Source organism: Pseudomonas sp. GM84, assembly GCF_000282535.1.
GTDB lineage: Bacteria > Pseudomonadota > Gammaproteobacteria > Pseudomonadales > Pseudomonadaceae > Aquipseudomonas.
Map to the genome: position 1 here is coordinate 1 of NZ_AKJC01000011.1, position 21,280 is coordinate 21,280.

Annotated in this window: 22 protein-coding genes; 13 read left to right on the forward strand and 9 right to left on the reverse strand. The window is 63.2% G+C overall.

Features of this window, described 5'->3' with window-relative positions:
* Positions 1-428 precede the first annotated feature (428 nt).
* From PMI38_RS01045 to PMI38_RS01070, 6 genes are all read left to right on the forward strand, one after another.
* Positions 429-1,565 (forward strand): branched-chain amino acid ABC transporter substrate-binding protein, encoded by a 1,137-nt coding sequence (locus tag PMI38_RS01045; protein ID WP_008089574.1) that lies wholly within the window; start codon positions 429-431, stop codon positions 1,563-1,565.
* A 154-nt stretch (positions 1,566-1,719) separates the two neighbouring features.
* On the forward strand, positions 1,720-2,634 hold the full coding sequence (locus PMI38_RS01050) for an ABC transporter permease subunit (RefSeq protein ID WP_008089575.1): 915 nt from the start codon (positions 1,720-1,722) through the stop codon (positions 2,632-2,634).
* Positions 2,635-2,636: 2 nt separating this feature from the next.
* Complete coding sequence (gene livM / locus PMI38_RS01055; protein ID WP_008089576.1) at positions 2,637-3,938, forward strand: high-affinity branched-chain amino acid ABC transporter permease LivM; 1,302 nt, start codon at positions 2,637-2,639, stop codon at positions 3,936-3,938.
* On the forward strand, positions 3,935-4,810 hold the full coding sequence (locus PMI38_RS01060) for an ATP-binding cassette domain-containing protein (protein ID WP_008089577.1): 876 nt from the start codon (positions 3,935-3,937) through the stop codon (positions 4,808-4,810). Before livM ends, PMI38_RS01060 begins: the two co-directional genes overlap by 4 nt.
* Complete coding sequence (locus tag PMI38_RS01065) at positions 4,807-5,523, forward strand: ABC transporter ATP-binding protein (protein ID WP_008089578.1); 717 nt, start codon at positions 4,807-4,809, stop codon at positions 5,521-5,523. The genes PMI38_RS01060 and PMI38_RS01065 overlap by 4 nt, the downstream gene beginning before the upstream one ends.
* A gap of 609 nt (positions 5,524-6,132) precedes the next feature.
* A complete protein-coding gene (locus PMI38_RS01070; protein ID WP_043272739.1) occupies positions 6,133-6,900 on the forward strand; it encodes an SDR family oxidoreductase in 768 nt (255 codons plus the stop codon).
* 117 nt (positions 6,901-7,017) lie between these two features.
* Here the strand turns inward: PMI38_RS01070 and PMI38_RS01075 are convergent, their stop codons facing one another.
* From PMI38_RS01075 to PMI38_RS01085, 3 genes are all read right to left on the reverse strand, one after another.
* Complete coding sequence (locus PMI38_RS01075) at positions 7,018-8,115, reverse strand: AGE family epimerase/isomerase (RefSeq protein WP_008089580.1); 1,098 nt, start codon at positions 8,113-8,115, stop codon at positions 7,018-7,020.
* A 177-nt stretch (positions 8,116-8,292) separates the two neighbouring features.
* Positions 8,293-8,925, reverse strand: coding sequence for an HTH-type transcriptional repressor FabR (gene fabR, locus PMI38_RS01080; RefSeq protein ID WP_008089581.1), 633 nt, complete (start codon positions 8,923-8,925; stop codon positions 8,293-8,295).
* 121 nt (positions 8,926-9,046) lie between these two features.
* Positions 9,047-9,409 carry a hypothetical protein gene (locus PMI38_RS01085; protein WP_008089582.1) on the reverse strand — a complete coding sequence of 121 codons (363 nt, stop codon included), beginning with the start codon at positions 9,407-9,409 and terminating at the stop codon, positions 9,047-9,049.
* Between the two features lie 342 nt (positions 9,410-9,751).
* Here PMI38_RS01085 and PMI38_RS01090 point away from each other — a divergent pair, with 342 nt between their 5' ends.
* Complete coding sequence (locus PMI38_RS01090) at positions 9,752-11,818, forward strand: AsmA family protein (protein WP_008089583.1); 2,067 nt, start codon at positions 9,752-9,754, stop codon at positions 11,816-11,818.
* 134 nt (positions 11,819-11,952) lie between these two features.
* Here the strand turns inward: PMI38_RS01090 and PMI38_RS01095 are convergent, their stop codons facing one another.
* Both PMI38_RS01095 and osmE read right to left on the reverse strand, forming a co-directional pair.
* The gene (locus PMI38_RS01095; RefSeq protein WP_008089584.1) at positions 11,953-12,483 is read right to left on the reverse strand and encodes a ferritin-like domain-containing protein; all 531 of its coding nucleotides are present in this window, start codon (positions 12,481-12,483) and stop codon (positions 11,953-11,955) included.
* A gap of 47 nt (positions 12,484-12,530) precedes the next feature.
* A complete protein-coding gene (gene osmE, locus PMI38_RS01100; protein ID WP_008089585.1) occupies positions 12,531-12,872 on the reverse strand; it encodes an osmotically-inducible lipoprotein OsmE in 342 nt (113 codons plus the stop codon).
* Positions 12,873-12,996: 124 nt separating this feature from the next.
* On the opposite strand from osmE, the gene PMI38_RS01105 reads away from it, so the two are divergent.
* Positions 12,997-13,887: an esterase/lipase family protein gene (locus PMI38_RS01105; protein WP_043272737.1), complete on the forward strand. Its 891-nt coding sequence runs from the start codon at positions 12,997-12,999 to the stop codon at positions 13,885-13,887.
* Here PMI38_RS01105 and PMI38_RS01110 read toward each other — a convergent pair.
* A complete protein-coding gene (locus PMI38_RS01110; protein WP_008089587.1) occupies positions 13,868-14,761 on the reverse strand; it encodes a DMT family transporter in 894 nt (297 codons plus the stop codon). The genes PMI38_RS01105 and PMI38_RS01110 overlap by 20 nt on opposite strands.
* Before the next feature lie 126 nt (positions 14,762-14,887).
* Between PMI38_RS01110 and PMI38_RS01115 the strand changes: the two genes are divergently transcribed.
* The 3 genes from PMI38_RS01115 to PMI38_RS01125 all read left to right on the forward strand — a co-directional run bounded on the left by PMI38_RS01115 (position 14,888) and on the right by PMI38_RS01125 (position 17,102).
* Positions 14,888-15,676, forward strand: a complete 789-nt coding sequence (locus PMI38_RS01115) for an AraC family transcriptional regulator (protein ID WP_008089588.1) — start codon at positions 14,888-14,890, stop codon at positions 15,674-15,676.
* Between the two features lie 63 nt (positions 15,677-15,739).
* On the forward strand, positions 15,740-16,024 hold the full coding sequence (locus tag PMI38_RS01120) for a PsiF family protein (protein ID WP_008089589.1): 285 nt from the start codon (positions 15,740-15,742) through the stop codon (positions 16,022-16,024).
* Between the two features lie 70 nt (positions 16,025-16,094).
* Complete coding sequence (locus tag PMI38_RS01125) at positions 16,095-17,102, forward strand: AI-2E family transporter (RefSeq protein ID WP_008089590.1); 1,008 nt, start codon at positions 16,095-16,097, stop codon at positions 17,100-17,102.
* A 125-nt stretch (positions 17,103-17,227) separates the two neighbouring features.
* On the opposite strand, the gene PMI38_RS01130 is transcribed toward PMI38_RS01125, so the two are convergent.
* Positions 17,228-18,499: an Hsp70 family protein gene (locus PMI38_RS01130; protein WP_008089591.1), complete on the reverse strand. Its 1,272-nt coding sequence runs from the start codon at positions 18,497-18,499 to the stop codon at positions 17,228-17,230.
* 165 nt (positions 18,500-18,664) lie between these two features.
* On the opposite strand from PMI38_RS01130, the gene cbpA reads away from it, so the two are divergent.
* Positions 18,665-19,615: a curved DNA-binding protein gene (gene cbpA / locus PMI38_RS01135; RefSeq protein ID WP_008089592.1), complete on the forward strand. Its 951-nt coding sequence runs from the start codon at positions 18,665-18,667 to the stop codon at positions 19,613-19,615.
* Positions 19,616-19,617: 2 nt separating this feature from the next.
* Positions 19,618-19,923 carry a chaperone modulator CbpM gene (locus PMI38_RS01140; protein WP_008089593.1) on the forward strand — a complete coding sequence of 102 codons (306 nt, stop codon included), beginning with the start codon at positions 19,618-19,620 and terminating at the stop codon, positions 19,921-19,923.
* Positions 19,924-20,046: 123 nt separating this feature from the next.
* Here PMI38_RS01140 and PMI38_RS01145 read toward each other — a convergent pair whose 3' ends face one another.
* Both PMI38_RS01145 and urtE read right to left on the reverse strand, forming a co-directional pair.
* The gene (locus PMI38_RS01145) at positions 20,047-20,562 is read right to left on the reverse strand and encodes a GNAT family N-acetyltransferase (RefSeq protein WP_008089594.1); all 516 of its coding nucleotides are present in this window, start codon (positions 20,560-20,562) and stop codon (positions 20,047-20,049) included.
* Positions 20,563-20,594: 32 nt separating this feature from the next.
* A complete protein-coding gene (urtE, locus tag PMI38_RS01150) occupies positions 20,595-21,275 on the reverse strand; it encodes an urea ABC transporter ATP-binding subunit UrtE (protein WP_238540148.1) in 681 nt (226 codons plus the stop codon).
* Positions 21,276-21,280: the final 5 nt, after the last annotated feature.

Sequence of the window (21,280 nt, forward strand, 5' to 3'; positions counted from 1 at the left end):
CAAGCCGGCTCCCACAGTTGGGCATTGGGGTAACCCTGTTGGAGCCGGCTTGCCGGCGATGGGGCCAGTACAGGCAAAACAGGTGTTTTTTCGTGCACCAGCTAGCCTTGGAACAGTGCCGCCTGTAGCAGTCGCGCACCAGCGGTGTGCACTTCGGTGACGGTGTGCTGTTACAGGACGGTTGCACGTAAACACTTGTCAGGGTTGCAATGATGGCACAGCAAGGTTGCTCCTTGTCTGTACGAGTGGTGGCGCCTGCCGCGTGGCAGACGGTTGCACGCTCAATAAAGAAAAGGCCGTCGGTCGCCTGCTTGCCTCCTGTCCAGTGTGTTTTCCCGGAATACAAAACCAATGGCACGGCCCTTGCTCGGAGCACAGGGCTGAGAAGTTGTAGTGCCAACCAAAAAAAACTCTAGGAGCACCACCTCATGTCGCAGACGTTTTACAAGAAAGGTTTCCTGGCACTTGCCGTGGCTACGGCGCTGGGTGTTTCTTCGTTTGTTCAGGCCGACGTCAAGATCGGCGTCGCGGGCCCCATGACCGGGGCTAACGCAGCGTTTGGCGAGCAGTACATGAAAGGTGCCCAGGCGGCGGCCGACAAGGTCAACGCCGCAGGTGGCGTAAACGGCGAGAAGATCGTCCTGGTCAAGGGCGATGATGCCTGCGAACCGAAGCAGGCCGTGTCCGTGGCCAACCGTCTGGTCGACCAGGACAAGGTGATCGGCGTGGTCGGCCACTTCTGTTCCTCCAACACCATCCCCGCTTCCGAGGTGTATGACGAGGCGGGCGTGATTGCCATCACCCCAGGCTCCACCAACCCGCAGGTCACCGAGCGTGGTCTGAGCGGCATGTTCCGCATGTGCGGCCGTGACGACCAGCAGGGCATCGTTGCCGGCAATTACATCGTCGACGTGCTCAAGGGCAAGAAAGTCGCGGTGCTGCACGACAAGGATACCTATGGCCAGGGCCTGGCCGACGCGACCAAGGCGCAACTTGAGAAGCGCGGCGTCAAGCCTGTGCTGTATGAAGGCCTGACCCGTGGCGAGAAAGACTTCAGCGCCGTGGTCACCAAGATCCGAGCCGCCGGTGCCGACGTGGTCTACTTCGGTGGCCTGCACCCGGAAGCCGGCCCACTGGTACGCCAGCTGCGCGAGCAGGGCCTGAAAGACGTCAAGTTCATGTCCGATGATGGCATCGTCACCGACGAACTGGTGGCCACCGCAGGCGGCGCCCAGTACGTCGACGGTGTGTACATGACCTTTGGCGCCGACCCGCGCCTGCTGCCTGACAGCAAGGCCGTGGTGGAAGAGTTCCGCAAGGCCGGCACCGAACCTGAGGGCTACACCCTGTACGCCTACGCCTCGGTCCAGGCCCTTGCCGCCGCGTTCAACGGCGCCAAGTCGAACAAGGGCGAAGACGCTGCCAAGTGGCTCAAGGCCAACCCGGTGCAGACCGTGATGGGCGAGAAGAAGTGGGACAGCAAGGGCGACCTGACCGTCTCCGACTACGTGGTCTACCAGTGGGACAAGGACGGTAAGTACCACCAGCTGGAAAAACAAAAATAATAACGGCCAACGGCCCGGGCACACATGCCCGGGCCAGTGCCCCGCGGTACCTGTCTTTATCCGAAGATCTGCACAGTTCTGCGCTGCGAGGGCCGCTGCACCCAAGCCCGCCGTGGTCGGCGCTCGTGCAATCTCAATCAGGTGAGATTGCGTTATGGATGGTATTTTCCTGCAGCAACTGGTCAACGGCCTGACCCTCGGGTCGGTCTATGGCCTGATCGCCATCGGCTACACAATGGTCTATGGCATCATCGGCATGATCAACTTCGCGCACGGCGAGGTGTATATGATTTCCGCGTACCTCGCGGCAATCAGTCTGGCATTGCTGGCCTATTTCGGCGTCGAATCGTTCCCGCTACTGATGCTGGGGACCTTGTTGTTCACCGTCGTCGTCACGGGTGTCTATGGCTTCACCATCGAGCGTATCGCCTACAAACCCCTGCGTAACTCCACCCGCCTGGCACCGCTGATCAGCGCCATCGGTATCTCGCTGATCCTGCAGAACTACGCGCAGATCAGCCAGGGCGCCCGCCAGCAAGGCGTGCCGACCCTGCTCGAAGGCGCCCTGCGCGTCGACGTGGGCAGCGGCTTCGTGCAACTGACCTACACCAAGATCTTCATCCTGGTCGCCGCGTTCGTCGGCATGGGCCTGCTCACCTACGTGATCAAGTACACCAAGCTCGGCCGCATGTGCCGCGCCACCCAGCAAGACCGCAAGATGGCGTCGATCCTCGGCATCAACACCGACCGGGTGATCTCCTATGTCTTCGTCATCGGTGCAGTGATGGCCGCGCTGGCAGGCGTGCTGATCACCATGAACTACGGCACCTTCGACTTCTACGCCGGCTTCATCATCGGCATCAAGGCATTCACCGCCGCGGTGCTCGGCGGCATCGGATCGCTACCGGGCGCCATGCTTGGCGGCATCATCCTGGGCATCTCCGAGTCGCTGTTCTCCGGCCTGATCAACTCCGACTACAAGGACGTATTCAGCTTCTCGCTGCTGGTGATGATCCTTATCTTCCGCCCACAAGGCCTGTTGGGTCGCCCGCTCGTGGCTAAGGTGTGAATATGTCCGTTGCCAAAACTGCCCCTGTTTCCGAAACCAACGGTTTCGATCTCAAACGCAGCTTGCTGGAGACCATCGTCGCCGGCTTGCTGGCGCTCATCGTCTTCGGCCCGGTAGTCGGCGTAGTGCTCGACGGCTACACCTTCAATGCCGAACCCCGCCGTGTCGCCTGGCTGGTCGGCGGGGTCATGGTCGGGCGTTTCCTGCTCAGCGTGTACCTGCAGAGCGCCCCCGGGCGGCGCATGCTCCAGGGGGTCGACAGCGGTGGCTCGGGCGTGCACGTGAACGCACCTGACTACAAGTCGCGCCTGCGCTACATCATCCCGGCGCTGATCGTGATCGCCATCGTCTTCCCGATCTTCGCCAACAAGTACCTGCTGACCGTGGTCATCCTCGGCCTGATCTACGTGCTGCTGGGCCTCGGCCTGAACATCGTGGTCGGCCTGGCGGGCCTGCTCGACCTGGGTTACGTGGCGTTCTACGCCATTGGTGCCTATGGCCTGGCGCTGGGTTACCAGTACCTCGGCCTGGGTTTCTGGAGCGTGCTGCCGCTGGCGGCCATCGCGGCAGCCCTGGCGGGATGCATACTCGGCTTCCCGGTGTTGCGCATGCACGGTGACTACCTGGCGATCGTGACCCTGGGCTTTGGCGAGATCATCCGCCTGGTGCTGAACAACTGGCTGTCGTTCACCGGTGGCCCGAACGGCATGCCGGCGCCGGCACCGACCTTCTTCGGCCTGGAGTTCGGTCGGCGGGCCAAGGACGGTGGGACGCCAATCCATGAGTTTCTCGGCATCGACTACAACGCCAACCTGAAATTCGTGTTCATCTACGCGGTGCTGTTCCTGGTGGTGCTGGCGGTGCTGTACATCAAGCACCGTCTGACCCGCATGCCGGTCGGCCGCGCCTGGGAAGCACTGCGCGAGGACGAGATCGCCTGCCGCTCGATGGGCCTGAACCACGTGCTGGTCAAGCTCTCGGCATTCACCCTGGGCGCTTCCACCGCCGGCCTTGCCGGGGTGTTCTTCGCCACCTACCAGGGCTTCGTCAACCCGTCGTCGTTCACCTTCTTCGAGTCGGCGCTGATTCTGGCCATCGTCGTGCTCGGGGGCATGGGCTCGACCGTCGGCGTGGTGATCGCGGCATTCGTGCTGACCGTGGCGCCGGAGCTGCTGCGCAGCTTCTCCGAATACCGGGTGCTGCTGTTCGGCGTGCTGATGGTGCTGATGATGATCTGGCGACCGCGTGGGCTGATCCGCATCAGCCGTACCGGTGTGACCCCGCGTAAAGGAGTGGCGCCATGAGCGACGAAATCATTCTCTCGGTCGACAACCTGATGATGCAGTTCGGTGGCATCAAGGCGCTCAGCGATGTCAGCCTCAAGGTCAAGCGCAACCAGATCTTCGCCCTGATCGGCCCCAACGGTGCCGGCAAGACCACGGTGTTCAACTGCCTCACCGGTTTCTACAAGGCCAGTGGCGGGCGTATCGAGCTGAACGTGCGCGGCAGCCACACCAACGTCATCCAGCTGCTGGGCGAGCGCTTCCAGGCAACCGACTTCGTGTCGCCGGCGAAGTTTGCCAATCGCCTGTACTACAAGATGTTCGGCGGTACCCACCTGGTGAACCGGGCAGGCCTCGCCCGGACCTTCCAGAACATTCGCCTGTTCAAGGAAATGTCGGTGGTGGAGAACCTGCTGGTGGCCCAGCACATGTGGGTCAACCGCAACCTGCTGGCCGGGGTGCTCAACACCAAGGCCTACCGCAAGGCGGAGAGCGACGCCCTGGACCACGCGTTCTACTGGCTGGAGGTGGTCGACCTGGTCGACTGCGCCAACCGCCTGGCCGGTGAGTTGTCCTACGGGCAGCAGCGCCGTCTGGAAATTGCCCGGGCCATGTGCACACGGCCGAAGATCATCTGCCTCGACGAGCCGGCCGCGGGTCTCAACCCGCAGGAGACCGAAGCGCTGAGCCGCATGATTCGCGTGCTGCGTGACGAGCACGACATCACCGTGGTGCTGATCGAGCACGACATGGGCATGGTCATGAGCATCTCCGACCATATCGTCGTGCTCGACCACGGCAACGTGATCGCCGAAGGCGCGCCACAGGATATCCGCCACAACCCGACGGTGATCGCCGCCTACCTGGGTGCCGACGAAGAGGAACTGGTATGAGTGCACCCATTCTCGAACTGAAGGAACTGGACGTGTTCTACGGGCCGATCCAGGCGCTGAAGAAAGTCTCGATGCACATCAACGAGGGCGAGACGGTGAGCCTGATCGGCGCCAACGGTGCCGGCAAGTCGACGCTGCTGATGTCGATCTTCGGCCAGCCGCGTGCGGCGTCCGGGCACATCGTCTATCGCGGCACCGACATCACCCGCAAGTCGTCGCACTACATCGCCTCCAACGGCATCGCCCAATCACCGGAAGGGCGCCGGGTGTTCCCCGACATGACCGTCGAGGAAAACCTGATGATGGGCACCATCCCCATTGGCGACAAATTTGCCAATGAGGACATGCAGCGCATGTTCGAGCTGTTTCCTCGCCTGAAGGAGCGGCGTAACCAGCGGGCCATGACCATGTCCGGTGGCGAGCAGCAAATGCTCGCCATTGCCCGGGCGTTGATGAGCCGGCCCAAGTTGTTGCTGCTCGATGAGCCTTCGCTGGGGTTGGCGCCGATCGTGGTCAAGCAGATCTTCGCCACCCTGCGTGAACTGGCCAAGACCGGGATGACCATCTTCCTGGTGGAGCAGAACGCCAACCATGCATTGAAGCTGTCCGACCGGGCGTATGTGATGGTCAACGGGCAGATCCGCATGACCGGCACGGGGCAGGAGTTGCTGGTGAACGAAGAAGTGCGTAGCGCTTACCTAGGCGGGCACTGAGTGTTGTTTGGGGCTGCAAAGCAGCCCCCAGGTTTTCCACCCAAACGGATGTGGACAACTTGTCGCATATCTTTCTCGAACCACACCACAAAGCCCTCGCAAGCCCTTGTTTCCACAGGCTGTATTTTTTCCACGGATAATGTGGAACCGCCTGTGGAAAACATGGTGGCACCTCGCTAAACCCCTTTGAATTCAAGGCCTGCAAGCCTCTGATCATATTTTGATCAGCTTTCCTTTGTGGATGATTTTTCGAGCTTTTTTTGCACAGGCCAAACATCTGGTCGAGTGCCCGCATTCCTGTGGATAAGTCTGTGCGAAACCCTTGGACAGTCCGCTGCAAGCGGCAAGATTGAAAGCCTTGAGCCATCAGCTGTAAAACCTGCGCCGACCGCATTCCGCTGAAAGGGTTCCGCTAGGCGGACAAGTTGCCCCCAATCCATGGGGAAAGGCTTGTGGATAACATGCGTATAGCTGGCGCGAGGCCCTCTGCAGCAAGGGTTCTGCGAGTATGTACAAAAAATGACCAGCTACTTTGATACCTTGCTGCCAGGCCCAAGCGAAGGCATGCTGCAAGGCCTGCCGATGACTATCCACCGCGAGGAACAGAGCATGACGTCCACCGTATTCATCACTGGCGCGACTTCCGGTTTTGGCGAAGCCACCGCCCGCCGTTTTGCCGACGCTGGCTGGAAGCTGGTGCTCACCGGGCGCCGCAAGGAACGCCTGGACGCGCTGTGCGCCGAGCTGTCGGCCAAGACCGAAGTGCATGGCCTGGTGCTCGACGTGCGCGACCGCAAGGCCATGGAGCAGGCGATCGCCACCCTGCCGGCCGGCTTCGACAAGCTGCGCGGCCTGGTCAACAACGCTGGCCTGGCACTGGGCGTGGATGCAGCGCAGAACTGCAGCCTGGATGACTGGGAGACCATGGTCGACACCAACATCAAGGGCCTGATGTACACGACTCGACTGCTGTTGCCACGTCTGATCGCCCACGGCCGTGGGGCGTCGATCCTCAACGTCGGTTCCGTGGCGGGCAACTACCCGTACCCGGGCAGCAACGTGTATGGCGGCACCAAGGCCTTCGTCGGTCAGTTCTCGCTGAGCCTGCGCTGTGACCTGCGTGGTACCGGTGTGCGGGTGAGCAACATCGAGCCGGGGCTGTGCGAGAGCGAGTTCTCGCTGGTGCGTTTCGGCGGGGACCAGGCCAAGTACGACGCCACCTATGCCGGTGCCGAGCCGATCCAGCCGCAGGATATCGCCGAGACCATCTTCTGGATCCTCAACCAGCCGGCGCACATCAACATCAACAGCCTTGAGCTGATGCCGGTGAGCCAGGACTGGGCGGGGTTCTCGATCGACCGTTCGGTCAAGGGGTGATTACAGAAACTGGGGCCGCTTTGCGGCCCATTCGCGGGACAAGCCCGCTCCCACAGGTACTCTGCTGAACCTAAGGCAGGAGAGAGCCTGTGGGAGCGGGCTTGTCCCGCGAATGCGTCAGCTCAGGCGCTGCAACCCTTCCAGGCAGGTCGCCAGGTGATAGGGCGTCGTCGAAGGCATATCGTGCCGGCTGACAGTACCTGCACCATCCCGGCACTCATACCAGCCGCCTTCATGCAGGAACCGCTGCTCCATCGCCTGCAACTGCTCAGCCAGCTTCGCTTCACTCCCCGCCCGCAACACCAGCGCCCGCAGATACTCAGCCTGCGCCCAGATCCGCTGGGTAGCATCGATCACCTTGCCATCCACATCGAGCATCGCCAGCACCGCCGCATTCTGTACCCCGCATCGCTCGGCATAGCCGAATGCGCGGTCTATGGATGCATGCAGCGGCGTACCCCGTAGCAGCGGCGAAGTTTCCAGCAGGTAGAACCATTCGAACTGATGGCCCGGCTCGAACCAGTTATCCACAGCACCGCGTGGCTTTTCCAGCATCAACCCATGCTGCGGTTCGACGAAGTGCGCCTGCAGCGCTTCACACAGTTGCAGAAGGTCCTGTTGCACGTCTTCGTCTTCACGCACGGCGAGTACTTGCAGGAAGGCTTCGGCCAAATGCATCTGTGGATTTTGCAGTGGCCCGCTGCTCAGGTCGGACCAGTCCTCGCCCAGGCTCGCCTCGTACAGGCCATCGTCGCGGGCGAACTGCTCGGCGACGATCTCCAGTGCAGCATTCAGCGCCGACTCCACCAGGCTCTCGCGCACCTTGCCCCAGTAATGTGCGCAGGCGAAGACGATGAAGGCGTGGGTGTAGAGGTCCTTGCGTCGATCCAGCGGCTTGCCGTCGGCGTCGATGCTGTAGAACCAGCCACCGTTCTCGGCGTCATGGAAATGCCGCTGCAGCGAGCGGAACAGCGCCGCGGCGCGCTCGGCGGCGCCCGGTTGCTCGATACGGCTGCTGAACAGGTACAGCTGACGCGCACAGGCCATGGCCCGGTAGCGCTGGACCGGCAGCGGGCGATGCTGGGCGTCCAGCGCTTCATAGGGCAGGGCCAGGTCGGCGTTCCAGCCCGGGCCTTGCCACAGCGGCACGATACGTTCGGCGAAGTGCTGGTTGAAGCGGGCCAGTTCGGGCAGGGTGGGGCGGGGGTTGGGCATGTGGGCGCTCGTCGCTGTCGGGCAGGGCGCCATGGTAGCAGAAGTGCGATTGTCGGTTGTCTGTGCCGGCCTCTTCGCGGGACAAGCCCGCTCCCACAAACTCAATGTGCAGTTAAGGGCTGAGAGCTACTTGTGGGAGCGGGCTTGTCCCGCGAAGAGGCCAGTACGGCCAGCAGATCAACCAGGGTTGCCCAGCCCTTGCCAATGCCGCGCGCCGACGAAGATGAAGCGCAACTGCTGGGTGATCTTCTCCTGCGCCGTCAACGCCTGTGGATAACCTTGCTCAGGGCTGTCGATCAACTCGGGCAGGGTAGCGAACACGGTCTTGACCACCAGGTCGGCCATCACCGCCAAAGCGGCGCTGTCCAGATGCCGCCAGCGCTTCATGCGCGCAAGGTCGGTGGAGAGGTCGTCACTGATGTCCTGGCGCAGGCGGGCAATGGCTTGGCGGACCGCTTGCGAGCCACCGTACTGCTCGCGGGCGAGGAACAGGAACTGCGCACGGTGGGCCGCTACCACGTCGAGAAAGATCCGCACCGAGGCGTCGGTAATGCCGCCGAGTTCGAATTCGTTCTGGCGCACCAGGCGGATGGTCTGGCGAAAGGTGGTATCGACTTCGGCGACCAGGGCAAGGCCCAGCGCGTCCATGTCGGTGAAGTGCCGGTAGAAGCCAGTGGGGACGATACCTGCCGCCCTGGCGACTTCTCGCAGGCTGATGCTGCCGAAGCCGCGACCACTCTCCATGAGCTGGCAGGCAGCATCCAGCAGGGCCTGGCGGGTCTGTTGCTTTTGTTCGGCGCGCGGCAGCATGGCAGGAATTCTGAGACGGTGAGGCTGGGCACTCTAGATAAAAAAACGAAGCCCGGTCAATGGACCGGGCTGGGAGGGGAGCAGGCACTGTGATGCAGGTTGTTGTTTTCGGCCATGGTGATCAGCTCACACGGCTGATTTCAACCAGACGATCCGAGCCACCTTCGGCGACGCGGCCACTACGTTCGATCAGGCGATCCGAGCCACCTTCGGCGACGCGGCCAGCGCGTTCGATCAGGCGGTCCGAGCCACCTTCAGCAACACGGCCGCTACGTTCGATCAGGCGGTCCGAGCCACCTTCAGCTACACGGCCACTACGTTCGATCAGGCGATCCGAGCCACCTTCGGCAACGGTTTTCAGCGGTTGGGCAACTTCAGCGGCGCTGGAACGCGATTCGGCGGTCAGGTGCTGGTCGGCGGCTGGGACGGCATAGGCGTTGGCAGCCAGGATGGACAGGGTCAGGGTCAGCAGGTGGCGTTTCATGATGGCGGTGCTCCTCGGCGGGGCTGGAAAGTGGGTACGAAGCCAATGCTACGCCGGGGAGCGCCAGAGAGAAGTTCATACGGGTAATGGTAACAATCGACCGCATTGATAGAGATTCTCAAGCGCTCTACTACGCTCGTTTCGACGCGCTTGATGGCTATTGGCCGGTAGCTATGCCGAGCACTTCGCCAGCCTTTCCCAGACCAATAGATGAGCAAGAAGCAGGGAAAAACTTCGCTATCATGCACGCCACCGATAAAACCCCACGGGTTTTCATCAGTCCGAGATATTGAGTGCCATCACTGCGCCCGTTTCGTGCCATGTCGTCAGGAGAACTACGCAATGACGCGTCCTGCCAGAATCATCGTCTGGACCCTCACCACCCTGCTGACCCTGTTGGCGATACTGGTGGTGGTGATTGCCACCTTCGACTGGAACCGCGTCAAGCCGCTGCTCAACGAGAAGGTCTCAGAGGCCCTGCAGCGGCCGTTCGCCATCAACGGCAACCTTGCCGTGCACTGGCGCATCGAACCCGAAGAGGGTGGCTGGCGCGGCTGGGTGCCCTTGCCGCACTTCATTGCCGAAGACCTGACCTTGGGCAACCCCGACTGGCTCAAGGAACCGCGAATGGCCAGCCTGGAGCGCGTCGAGTTCCGCCTGGCGATGGTGCCATTGCTGTTCCAGCAGATCGTCATCCCCCGCATCGATCTGGTCAAACCCACAGCCAGCCTTACCCGCCTGGCCGATGGCCGGGCCAACTGGACGTTCGACTTCGGGCCCAAGGACGCGCATGCCGAACCCTCCAATTGGCAGCTGGACATCGGCGCCATCGGTTTCGACCAAGGTAATGTCAGCTTCGACGACCAGACCCTGAAAACCAGCATGAAGGTCCAGATCGACCCCCTGGGCAAGCCGATCCCGTTCAGCGATATCGTCGGCAAGGCCCGTGCGGAAAAAGCCGCTGGCGCCCAGGACTACGCCTTTGGGCTCAAGGCCCAAGGCCGCTACAAGGGCCAGCCCGTGTCCGGGACGGGCAAGATCGGCGGCCTGCTGGCGCTGCAGGATGCCAGCCAGCCGTTCCCGCTGCAGGGCGATGTGCGCATCGGTGACACCCACGTGGTAGTGGCCGGCACCCTGACCGACCCGCGCAACCTGGGTGCCCTGGACCTGCGCCTGCGCCTGGCCGGTGCCAGCCTGGGCAACCTGTACCCGCTGACGGGCGTAACCCTGCCAGATACCCCGCCCTACAACACCGATGGCCACCTCACGGCCAACCTGCATGCTGCCGAGGGGGCGACCTTCAATTACCAGGGTTTCAACGGCAAGATCGGCAACAGTGATATCCATGGCGACCTGGCCTTCGTCGCCAGCCAGCCACGGCCCAAGCTGACGGGCAAGCTGGTCTCCAACCAACTGCTGTTCAAGGACCTGGCACCGCTGATCGGTGCCGATTCGAACGCTGAACAGAAGGCCCGTGGCGGCGCCAGCAAACAGCCCGTGGGCAAGGTGCTACCGGTCGAGGAGTTCCGCACCGAACGCTGGCGCGCCATGGATGCCGATGTCACCTTCGCCGGCAAACGCATCGTCCACAGCGAACAGCTGCCGTTCAATGACTTGTCGGCCCATGTGATCCTCGATGACGGCCTGCTGCGCCTGGAGCCACTGCGTTTTGGTGTGGCAGGCGGCAACCTGGCCTCGAACATTCGCCTGGACGGGCGCAGCGTGCCCCTGCAGGGCCGCGCCCAGCTGACCGCGCGCGACATGAAGCTCAAGCAGCTGTTCCCAAGCTTCGCGCCCATGCAAACCAGCTTCGGCGAGCTTAACGGCGATGCCGACATCAGCGGTCGGGGCAATTCGGTGGCGGCGTTGCTGGGTACGGCCAATGGCGATCTGCGCATGCTGATCAACGATGGGGCGATCAGCCGCAGCCTGATGGAGATCGCCGGGCTCAACGTCGGCAACTATGTGATCGGCAAGCTGTTTGGCGACGAGGACGTGAAGATCAATTGCGCGGCAGCGGATGTCGGGATCAAGGATGGGCTGGCGACCACGCGCCTGTTCATCTTCGATACCGAGAACGCGATCATCTACATCAATGGCACGGCCAATTTCGCCAGCGAACAGCTGGACCTGAAGATCACCCCTGAGTCCAAGGGCGTGCGGCTGTTCTCGCTGCGTTCGCCGCTGTATGTGCGCGGGCCGTTCGCCAAGCCCGGTGCGGGTGTACAGGCGGTGCCGCTGGCCTTGCGCGGTGCGGGGATGGTGGCGCTGGGGGTGCTCGCGGGGCCGGCGGCGGGGTTGTTGGCGCTGGTGGCGCCGAGCAGTGGCGATGAACCCAACCAGTGCACGCCTTTGCTGCAACAGATGAAGGCGGGCAAGGCGCCAGCTGCGGTGAAGGGCAAGAAATAGTGCAAGGGGGCCGCTTTGCGGCCCATTCGCGGCACAAGGCCGCTCCCACAAGGGCACCGCTAAGCCTGGACTGTGCGATGACCCTGTGGGAGCGGCCTTGTGCCGCGAATGGGCTGCAACGCAGCCCCTCGCGATTACAACCCCTGGAGCAGATCGGACATATCGTCCGCGTGCTCTTCTTCCTGCGCCAGGATGTCCTCGAAGATCCGCCGCGTAGTCGGGTCGGTATCCCCGATGAACTGAATGATCTCCCGGTAGCTGTCGATCGCGATGCGTTCGGCCACCAGGTCTTCCAGCACCATCTCTTTCAGCGAACTGCCCGCCACATACTGAGCATGGGAATTCTTGGTCAGGTTGTCCGGATTGAAGTCCGGCTCACCCCCCAGCTGCACGATGCGTTCGGCCAGCTTGTCGGCGTGTTCGGCTTCCTGGGTGGCATGCTCGAGAAACTCTTCAGCCGCGACGCTCGCCTTGATCCCGCTGGCCATGAAGTAATGGCGCTTGTAGCGCAGCACGCAGACCAGCTCGGTGGCCAGCGACTCGTTGAGCAGGCGCAGGATCTTTTCGCGATCGGCCTGATAACCCTCGGTCACCGCGCCTTGTTCCACATGCTCGCGCGCACGCTTGCGCAGGGTTTGCACATCGGTCAGTTCAACGTTGCTCATGGTTGTCTCCAATCAGATCAGGACGGTGGGTCAAGGTGTGGGCAGGCTCACGCGCCTCTTACGGCGTCGCTGTCCTCTTCTCGTTGCTTGCAAGTCTTGAAGCCCTTGGCATCGACATGGCCGGTGGCGTCGAAACGCACGTAGTAAGGCTGCTGGTGGCCGTCGCGGTTGAGGATGTAGTCGTTGCAGGTGCCCCCGTGCGGCAAGTCGATCACGTTGGATGGGCTGCCGCCGATGGCAATGACTTTCTGCATGGTCATGCCATTTTCCACCTGCTTGACCAGCGGTTCATCGCGGTAGGTGGCGTAGTCCACCGGGTTCTCCGGGTGGCTGCCGCAGGCGGCCAGGGTGGCGCTTGCCAGAAGGATTGCCAGGGTCTGCTTGTACATGGTCCCGCTCCTTGCACAGGGTCTGTTCTGGTTTGGAACCGCAGCGCGCGCCAGGAGTTCGATTGCGATGGTCATCGCGGCCGCTGTAGTGTGGGCCGATCCTCCACGGACAGGGGCTGGAGCAATGGGACAGGAATTGGCCACGCGATACCCGCTGGTGCTGGTGCCGGGCATGTTCGGTTTCGTCAGGGTGCTGCTCTACCCCTACTGGTTCGGCATCGTCCCCGCCTTGCGCAAGGGCGGGGCGCAGGTGTTCCCGGTACAGGTTTCGCCGCTGCATTCCAGCGAGGTACGCGGCGAGCAGTTGCTGGCGATCATCGAGGACATCTGTCAGCGCACCGGCACCGACAAGGTCAATCTGATCGGCCATAGCCAGGGCGCCCTGGATGCCCGCTACGCCGCTACCAAAAGGCCTGATCGGATAGCCTCGGTCACCTCGGTGGCCGGGCCTAACCACGGCTCTGAACTGGCCGATCATCTGGAGCGCACAGCGCCGGGCGACTCAGCCCGGGGGCGACTGCTAAAAGCTGCGTTGCATGGACTGGCAGTGCTGCTGGCATGGCTGGAAACCGGCTGGCGCCGCGACCCGCTGCCGATCGACGTGCACGCCTCGCACCAATCCCTGACCAGCGCCGGGGTGGCGCTGTTCAACCAGGCTTGTCCACAAGGCTTGCCCGACACCTGGGGCGGTGAAGGGCCGGGCGAGGTGAATGGCGTGCGCTATTACTCCTGGTCGGGCACCCTGCAGCCAGGGCTCACCGACCAGGGGCGCAACCGTTTCGATGGCAGCAACCGCTTCTGCCGCCTGTTTGCGCGCAGCTTCGTCAAGGAGAAGGGCCACTGCGACGGCATGGTCGGGCGCTTCAGTTCACACCTGGGGCAGGTGATCGGTGATGACTACCCGCTCGACCACCTGGACATCGTCAACCAGTCGCTCGGCGCCGTGGGCAAGGGCGCCGCGCCGGTGCGCCTGTTTACCGAGCATGCTGCTCGGCTCAAGGCTGCGGGGCTGTAGCCGCACGGCGCACGGGGGTGGTCCAGCGTTCGGCGAGGACCACGCCGGCCAGGGTCAGCAGGCCGCCGATCAGGTGGTAGCTGGCCAGTTGTTCGTCGAGTACGCCGGCGGCGATCAGCGCGGTCACCACCGGCAGCAAGTTGAAGAACAGCGTGGTGCGGCTGGGGCCAAGGCGGTGTACGGCCTGCATCCACACCAGCGGTGCGACCATCGAGGCCAGCACGCAGGCATACAGCACCAGGCCGACGTTGTGGGCATTCAGCCCGGTCTTGTCCGAAACCAGGAACAGCGGCAGCAACACGATGATTGCCACCAGCACCTGCAGGTACAGCAACTGCAAGGGCGGCAGGCGTAGCTGCCATTTCTTCAGCAGGAAGCTGTACAGGGCATAGGCGAAGGTGGCCACCAGCATCAGCAGGTCGCCGCTGTTCAGACCCTGTTCGAGCAGGGCGGCAGGGTGGCCGGCGGATACCACTTCGAGCACGCCATAGAACGACACCAGGGCACCCAGCAAGGCGCCATAGCTCAGGCGCTGGCCCAGCCAGGCGATGGACAGCGCCAGCGACATCAACGGCATCAGCGACAGGATGATGCCCATGTTGGTGGCGCTGGTAATGCTTGCGGCGAAATACGCCAGGCTCTGGTAGATGGCCATGCCCAGCACGCCGAGGACGAAGACCTTGCCCAGGTGCGGGCGAATCGCCGCGCGGTTGCGCCACACCTTGGGCAGCAGGAACGGGGTGAACAGCAGGCCGGCCAGCAGCCAGCGGTAGAAGCCGATTTCGGCGGGGTGGATGGCACCGGCGGACAGCTTGGTGACTACGGTGTTGCCGGCCCAGATCAGGATGGCGGTGAGGGGGAACAGGTAATTCATACAGCTGTGATTCTCTGAGGTGTTGCGAAAGGGCCGCCCAGCGGTCCCCGATAGGCGCCTATTATCCGCTGTCCGTTCGCAAGCCTATACTCCTATCCAGACAACCTGCCCCTGCAAGCAGACACCATGGCCCGCAAATACCTCGACATCCCCCAGTTCGACCAGCTCCCGGCGTCGGTGTACTTCCGTCACGACGAATTCGGCGCCGATACCCACAGCGCCCCGCATCGTCACGCCTGGGGCCAGCTCAACTACACCGCCCACGGCGTCATGCACCTGGACGTCGATGGCCAGCGCTTTCTTTCACCTCCGCACTATGCGGTCTGGGTGCCGCCGGGGACCGAGCATGGCTGCTACAACCCCCAGGCCATCGTCTACCGCTCGGTCTATCTGGACCGCAGCCTGTGCGCCGACTTGCCGCAACAGCCTTGCAGCCTGGTGATCAGCGAGATCCTCAAGGCCATCCTCGGCGACTTTGCCCGGCGCGATCTCAAGGTGGCACAGGATGAACGCGACCAGCGCCTGGTCCAGGTACTGCTCGACCAACTGCTGCTGGCGCCGACCCAGACCTGCTACCTGCCGTTTGCCCGCAGCGACGGTTTGCGCCAGGTGCTCGACGCCCTCGGCGGTGAACCCGGTGACAACCGCCCGCTGGCAGAGTGGGCAGCGCAGGTGCATGTCAGCGAGCGCACCCTGGCGCGCCAGTTCCTGCGGGAGCTGGGCATCAGCTTTGGTGAATGGCGCCTGCGCCTGCGTTTCTTGCGCGCCATCGAAGCCCTGGAGGCCGGCCAACCGATTCAGGCGATCGCCTTCGACCTGGGCTACAGCAGCGCCTCGGCCTTCATCGCCATGTTCCAGCGCCAGGCCCAGTGCACGCCGGAACAGTACCGCCGCCAGGCACGGGCGGGCGTGTAAAAATTCTTGTCTACACTGATCTGCACCACCGTGCATCGGGCGCGGAGAAAAGGAGATCGCTCCATGAAGATGCTGCAAATGCCGTTGCTGGTGTTGGCTGTGTTGTTCAGTGCGCAAGGATTCGCCGCCACCGCACAACAGGAAAAGATGACCTCGTGCAATGCCGACGCCTCCGCCAAGGCGCTCAAGGGCGATGAGCGCAAGGCGTTCATGAGCAACTGCCTGAAGAAGGACGTTCCGACTGCCCAGCAGGAAAAGATGAAGACCTGCAACGCTGACGCCACCACCAAGGCCCTGAAGGGCGACGAGCGCAAAGCCTTCATGAGCGACTGCCTGAAGAAGAAATGACCTGCGCCTATGCCTCTGGCTTCAAGGCTGGCAGACTGCGGGTCTTTCCGCTGTCTGCCGTCGAGGCTGTATGACCTTCACCCCCCGCCAGATCACCCTCGCCAGTCTGATCATCGTGATGGCCGGGTTGCTCCTGGCCCTGCCCCTGAAGTTGCTGCCTAGCCTGCTGGCCGGCCTGCTGGTGTTCGAACTGGTCAACATGCTCACGCCACGGCTACAACCGCTGATTGCCGGCCAGCGCGCGCGCTGGCTGGCGGTGGCGCTGCTCGGCACATTGGTGGTCAGTACCCTGACGCTACTGATCGCCGGCGCGTTCAGTTTCCTGCTGCACGAGGCGGAAAACCCCGGCGCCTCGCTGGACAAGTTCATGGGCCTGGTGGAGCGTGCCCGTGGCCAGTTGCCGCCGTTCATCGAGGCGTACCTGCCGGCCAGCGCCGCCGAGTTCAAGGTGGCCATCGGTGACTGGATCAAGAGCCACCTGAGCGATCTGCAACTGGTCGGCAAGGGCATGGCGCACATGTTCGTGACCCTGCTGATCGGCATGATCCTGGGCGCCATCATCGCCCTGCAGCGCATCCCTGACATTTCCCGGCGCAAGCCGCTGGCGGCCGCGCTGTTCGAACGGCTGAGCCTGCTGGTGCAGGCGTTTCGCAACATCGTGTTCGCGCAGATCAAGATCTCGCTGCTCAATACCGCCTTCACCGGTATCTTCCTGGCCGTGGTGATGCCCATGTTCGGGGTGCACCTGCCGCTGACCAAGACGCTGATCGTGCTGACCTTCCTGCTGGGGCTGTTGCCGGTGATCGGCAACCTGATGTCCAACACCCTGATCACCATCGTCGGCCTGTCGCTGTCGATCTGGGTGGCGGCGGCGGCGCTGGGGTATCTGATCGTCATCCACAAGGTCGAGTATTTCCTCAACGCGCGGATCGTCGGTGGGCAGATCAGTGCCAAGGCGTGGGAGCTGTTGCTGGCGATGCTGGTATTCGAGGCGGCGTTCGGGCTACCGGGAGTGGTGGCGGGGCCGATCTATTACGCCTACCTGAAGAGTGAGCTGAAGCGGGCGGAGCTGGTTTGAGTTCAAGGGTGTCCGTACCGGCCTCTTCGCGGGACAAGCCCGCTCCCACAGATTCACCACTACCTCCGAGCGGGTAGTAATCCTGTGGGAGCGGGCTTGTCCCGCGAAGAGGTCAGCTCAGGCTGTCAGATTACCCCGTAACGCTTGCGCGCCTCGATCGCCAACCCGCTACCAATGCTGCCAAAGATGTTGCCTTCCACATGCCGCGCATTGGGCAGCATCGCCGCCACGCTGTTGCGCAGCGCCGGAATACCGCTGGACCCCCCGGTGAAGAACACCGTATCCACCTGCCCTTCGCTCACGCCGGCCTTGGCCAGCAGCTCGGTCACGCTGCCGCGCACGCGCTCCAGCAGCCCCTCGATGGCCCCTTCGAACACCGCACGGGTCAGGTCCACGCCCAGCTCGCGCTCGACACGGCCCAGGTCGATGCGGCGGCTCTGCTGGTCGGTCAGCTCGATCTTGCTGGCCTCCACTTCCATCGCCAGCCAGTGCCCGGCGCGCTGCTCGATCAGCTTGAACAGGCGATCGATGCCGAGGGTGTCCTCGATGTCATAGCGCATGCTGCCCAAAGCCAGCTGCGACTTCTGCGAGTACAGGGCGTTGATGGTGTGCCAGGTGGCCAGGTTGAGGTGATAGCTGGTAGGCATCAGCGCACCGCTCTTCATCCGGCTGCCATAGCCGAACAGCGGCATCACCCCTTGCAGGCTCAGCTGCTTGTCGAAGTCGGTACCGCCGATGTGCACGCCGCCGGTGGCGAGGATGTCGCTCTGGCGCTCGGCCACCTGGTGGCGCTCGGGCGACAGGCGGATCAGGGTAAAGTCCGAGGTACCACCGCCGATATCGACGATGAGCACCAGCTCTTCACGGCTGATGCCCGACTCGTAGTCGAACGCTGCGGCAATGGGTTCGTACTGGAACGACACGTCCTTGAAGCCGATCTTGCGCGCCACGTCGGCCAGGGTGTCCTCGGCCTCCTGGTCGGCGGCCGGGTCTTCGTCGACGAAGAATACCGGGCGACCCAGCACCACCTGATCGAATTCGCGGCCGGCATCGGCCTCGGCGCGCTTTTTCAGCTCGCCGATGAACATGCCCAGCAGGTCTTTGAACGGCAGGGCGCTGCCCAGCACGCTGGTGTCGTGCTTGATCAGCTTCGACCCCAGCAGGCTCTTGAGCGAGCGCATCAGGCGGCCTTCGTAGCCTTCCAGGTATTCGTGCAGCGCCAGGCGGCCATACACCGGGCGGCGCTCTTCGATATTGAAGAAGACCACCGAGGGCAAGGTGATCTTGCCGTCTTCCAGGGCGATCAGCGACTCGCTGCCAGGGCGGTGCCAGCCGACCGTGGAGTTGGAGGTGCCGAAGTCGATGCCAAGGGCGCGGGCCGGGGATACGTCAGACATGGGGAAACAGGCTTCCGGAGGCAAAACGGCCGCGCAGTTTATGCCAGTTGGCCAGAGAATCAAGACCGGTCGTCTGCCTTGCAGCAACGCCAAGCGCACCTTGAAAGGCTATGCTTGACCCCTATCTTCAGTTGCAACACGCAATTTCACATTGGTGATCCACAGATGGACTTCAAAGACTATTACAAGATACTCGGCGTAGAGCCCACGGCGGACGACAAGGCGATCAAGGCCGCGTACCGCAAGCTGGCGCGTAAGTATCACCCGGATGTCAGCAAGGAGCGGGACGCCGAGGAGAAATTCAAGGAGGCCAACGAGGCCTACGAGGTGCTCGGCGATGCCCAGAAGCGCGCCGAGTTCGACGAGATCCGCAAATACGGCGGTCAGCACGGGCGGCCCTTCCAGGCCCCGCCGGGCTGGGAAAGCCGTGGCGGTGGCGGCGGCTTCGAAGGCGGCGACTTCTCCGACTTCTTCAGCTCGATCTTCGGCGCCCGCGGCGGCAGCCCGTTCGGCGGCGCCCGGCAACAACGCAGCGCCGGCAGGCGAGGGCAGGACGTGGAACTGGAACTGGCGATCTTCCTTGAAGAAACCCTGAGCAAGGAATCCAAGCAGATCAGCTTCCAGGTGCCGCAGACCAACGCCGCCGGCCAGCGCACCGGGTTCACCACCAAGACCCTGAACGTGAAGATTCCAGCCGGGGTAACCGATGGCGAGCGCATCCGCCTCAAGGGCCAGGGTGCGCCGGGTCTGGGCGGCGGGGCCAATGGCGACCTGTTCCTGACCGTGCGCCTGGCACCCCACCCGCTGTTCGATGTCGAAGGTCATGACCTGATCATCACCGTGCCGCTGGCACCGTGGGAGGCGGCGTTGGGCACCAAGGTGGCGGTGCCGACCCTGACCGGCAAGATCAACCTGACCATCCGCCCCGACAGCCAGAGCGGCCAGCGCCTGCGCGTGCCGGGCATGGGCCTGGCGAACAAGCAGGGCGAGCGCGGCAACCTCTACGCCCAGCTCAAGGTGGTCATGCCGCCGACAAACGATGCTTCTGCCCGCGAACTGTGGACCCAGCTCTCCGAGAAGGCTGCGTTCGATCCGAGGAAACAATGGAGTAAGTGATCATGAGCAGCACCCTGATCGTTCAACTGGACATGCGCACCCTTTGCCAGGAGGCCGATATCACGGCCGACTTCGTGGTCGAGATCGTCGAGCACGGCATCGTTGAACCTTCGGGGCGAACGCCGGAGGAGTGGTTGTTCGACGATCAGGCGCCGCTGCTGGCCAAGCGCGCGGTGAAGCTGCACCAGGAGCTTGAGCTGGAATGGGAAGGGGTGGCGCTGGCGCTGGAGCTGTTGCAGGAAGTGCAGCAATTGCGCAGTGAGAACAGCATGCTGAGACAGCGGTTGGGGCGGTTTATCCAGATGTGAATGTGTTTGCCTGTGCCGGCCTCTTCGCGGGACAAGCCCGCTCCCACAGGTACACCTCAGGTTTTGAGAACTGGGGTGCACCTGTGGGAGCGGGCTTGTCCCGCGAAGAGGTCGACACAGGTATCAAGCTGGCTTGGCTCCAGGATTCAACACCAGCTGCATGAAGGTCAAATCCAGCCAGCGCCCGAACTTCACCCCCACCTGCGGCATCTGCCCGGTCACCACAAAGCCCAATCGCTCATGCAGGCGCACCGACGCCTCATTGCCGCTTTCGATCGCCGCCACCATCACATGTTTGCCACACCCCCGTGCCCGCTCGATCAGCACCGCCATCAGCGCCGGCCCCAGGCCTTTGCCACGCTGGTCGCCACGGATATACACCGAGTGCTCCACGGTATTGCGAAACCCCTCGAACGGCCGCCAGTCGCCAAACGAGGCATAACCCAGCACCCCCGTTTCATCCTCCGCCACCAGGATCGGATAACCCTGCAGTGCCCGCGCCTCGAACCAGGCCTGACGGTTGGCCAGGTCTACCGGCGTTTCGTTCCAGATCGCCGTCGTGTTGCGCACTGCGTCGTTGTAGATCTCAAGGATGCCCGGTAGGTCGGTGGCCAGGGCGTCACGGATTTCGTGGCTCATGTGCAGCGTCTCGCAAGGTCGATGGCAGCAGATTAAATGGTTACCAGCCCCCGCACACCCTCGGCCTGCATGTTTTCACCGCGCCCGCGCTGGACGATCTCGCCACGGGCCATGACCAGGTATTGGTCGGCCAGTGCCTCGGCGAAGTCGTAGAACTGCTCCACCAGCAGGATGGCCATGTCGCCACGTTCGGCCAGGCGCTGGATGACCGCACCGATTTCCTTGATCACCGAGGGTTGGATGCCTTCGGTCGGTTCGTCGAGGATCAGCAGCCGTGGGCGGCTGGCCAGGGCGCGGCCGATGGCCAGCTGTTGCTGCTGGCCGCCGGACAGGTCGCCCCCGCGGCGTTGCTTCATCTGTTCCAGGACCGGGAACAGTTCGTAGATGAACGTTGGCACTTCGCGCGCCTCGCGGGCAGGGAAGCGCGACAGGCCCATCAGCAGGTTTTCCTCGACGGTGAGGCGCGGGAAGATCTCGCGGCCCTGGGGGACATAGGCGATGCCGGCCTGGACCCGCTGTTGCGGTTTGAGCGTGGTGATCGGCTTGCCTTCCCATTCGACGCTGCCTTCGCGGGTCGGGACCAGGCCCATCAGGCAGCGCAGCAGGGTGGTCTTGCCAACGCCGTTGCGCCCGAGCAGGCAGGTGACTTCGCCGACCTTGGCCTCGAAGGACAGGCCGCGAAGGATGTGGCTGGCGCCGTAGTATTGGTGCAGGGTGT

Excerpts from the sequence above, each read along its gene's own strand:
- PMI38_RS01045 (WP_008089574.1), top strand. The coding sequence starts at position 429 with ATGTCGCAGACGTTTTACAAGAAAGGTTTCCTGGCACTTGCCGTGGCT.
- PMI38_RS01050 (WP_008089575.1), top strand. The coding sequence starts at position 1,720 with ATGGATGGTATTTTCCTGCAGCAACTGGTCAACGGCCTGACCCTCGGG.
- livM (WP_008089576.1), top strand. The coding sequence starts at position 2,637 with ATGTCCGTTGCCAAAACTGCCCCTGTTTCCGAAACCAACGGTTTCGAT.
- PMI38_RS01060 (WP_008089577.1), top strand. The coding sequence starts at position 3,935 with ATGAGCGACGAAATCATTCTCTCGGTCGACAACCTGATGATGCAGTTC.
- PMI38_RS01065 (WP_008089578.1), top strand. The coding sequence starts at position 4,807 with ATGAGTGCACCCATTCTCGAACTGAAGGAACTGGACGTGTTCTACGGG.
- PMI38_RS01070 (WP_043272739.1), top strand. The coding sequence starts at position 6,133 with ATGACGTCCACCGTATTCATCACTGGCGCGACTTCCGGTTTTGGCGAA.
- PMI38_RS01075 (WP_008089580.1), bottom strand. The coding sequence starts at position 8,115 with ATGCCCAACCCCCGCCCCACCCTGCCCGAACTGGCCCGCTTCAACCAG.
- fabR (WP_008089581.1), bottom strand. The coding sequence starts at position 8,925 with ATGCTGCCGCGCGCCGAACAAAAGCAACAGACCCGCCAGGCCCTGCTG.
- PMI38_RS01085 (WP_008089582.1), bottom strand. The coding sequence starts at position 9,409 with ATGAAACGCCACCTGCTGACCCTGACCCTGTCCATCCTGGCTGCCAAC.
- PMI38_RS01090 (WP_008089583.1), top strand. The coding sequence starts at position 9,752 with ATGACGCGTCCTGCCAGAATCATCGTCTGGACCCTCACCACCCTGCTG.
- PMI38_RS01095 (WP_008089584.1), bottom strand. The coding sequence starts at position 12,483 with ATGAGCAACGTTGAACTGACCGATGTGCAAACCCTGCGCAAGCGTGCG.
- osmE (WP_008089585.1), bottom strand. The coding sequence starts at position 12,872 with ATGTACAAGCAGACCCTGGCAATCCTTCTGGCAAGCGCCACCCTGGCC.
- PMI38_RS01105 (WP_043272737.1), top strand. The coding sequence starts at position 12,997 with ATGGGACAGGAATTGGCCACGCGATACCCGCTGGTGCTGGTGCCGGGC.
- PMI38_RS01110 (WP_008089587.1), bottom strand. The coding sequence starts at position 14,761 with ATGAATTACCTGTTCCCCCTCACCGCCATCCTGATCTGGGCCGGCAAC.
- PMI38_RS01115 (WP_008089588.1), top strand. The coding sequence starts at position 14,888 with ATGGCCCGCAAATACCTCGACATCCCCCAGTTCGACCAGCTCCCGGCG.
- PMI38_RS01120 (WP_008089589.1), top strand. The coding sequence starts at position 15,740 with ATGAAGATGCTGCAAATGCCGTTGCTGGTGTTGGCTGTGTTGTTCAGT.
- PMI38_RS01125 (WP_008089590.1), top strand. The coding sequence starts at position 16,095 with ATGACCTTCACCCCCCGCCAGATCACCCTCGCCAGTCTGATCATCGTG.
- PMI38_RS01130 (WP_008089591.1), bottom strand. The coding sequence starts at position 18,499 with ATGTCTGACGTATCCCCGGCCCGCGCCCTTGGCATCGACTTCGGCACC.
- cbpA (WP_008089592.1), top strand. The coding sequence starts at position 18,665 with ATGGACTTCAAAGACTATTACAAGATACTCGGCGTAGAGCCCACGGCG.
- PMI38_RS01140 (WP_008089593.1), top strand. The coding sequence starts at position 19,618 with ATGAGCAGCACCCTGATCGTTCAACTGGACATGCGCACCCTTTGCCAG.
- PMI38_RS01145 (WP_008089594.1), bottom strand. The coding sequence starts at position 20,562 with ATGAGCCACGAAATCCGTGACGCCCTGGCCACCGACCTACCGGGCATC.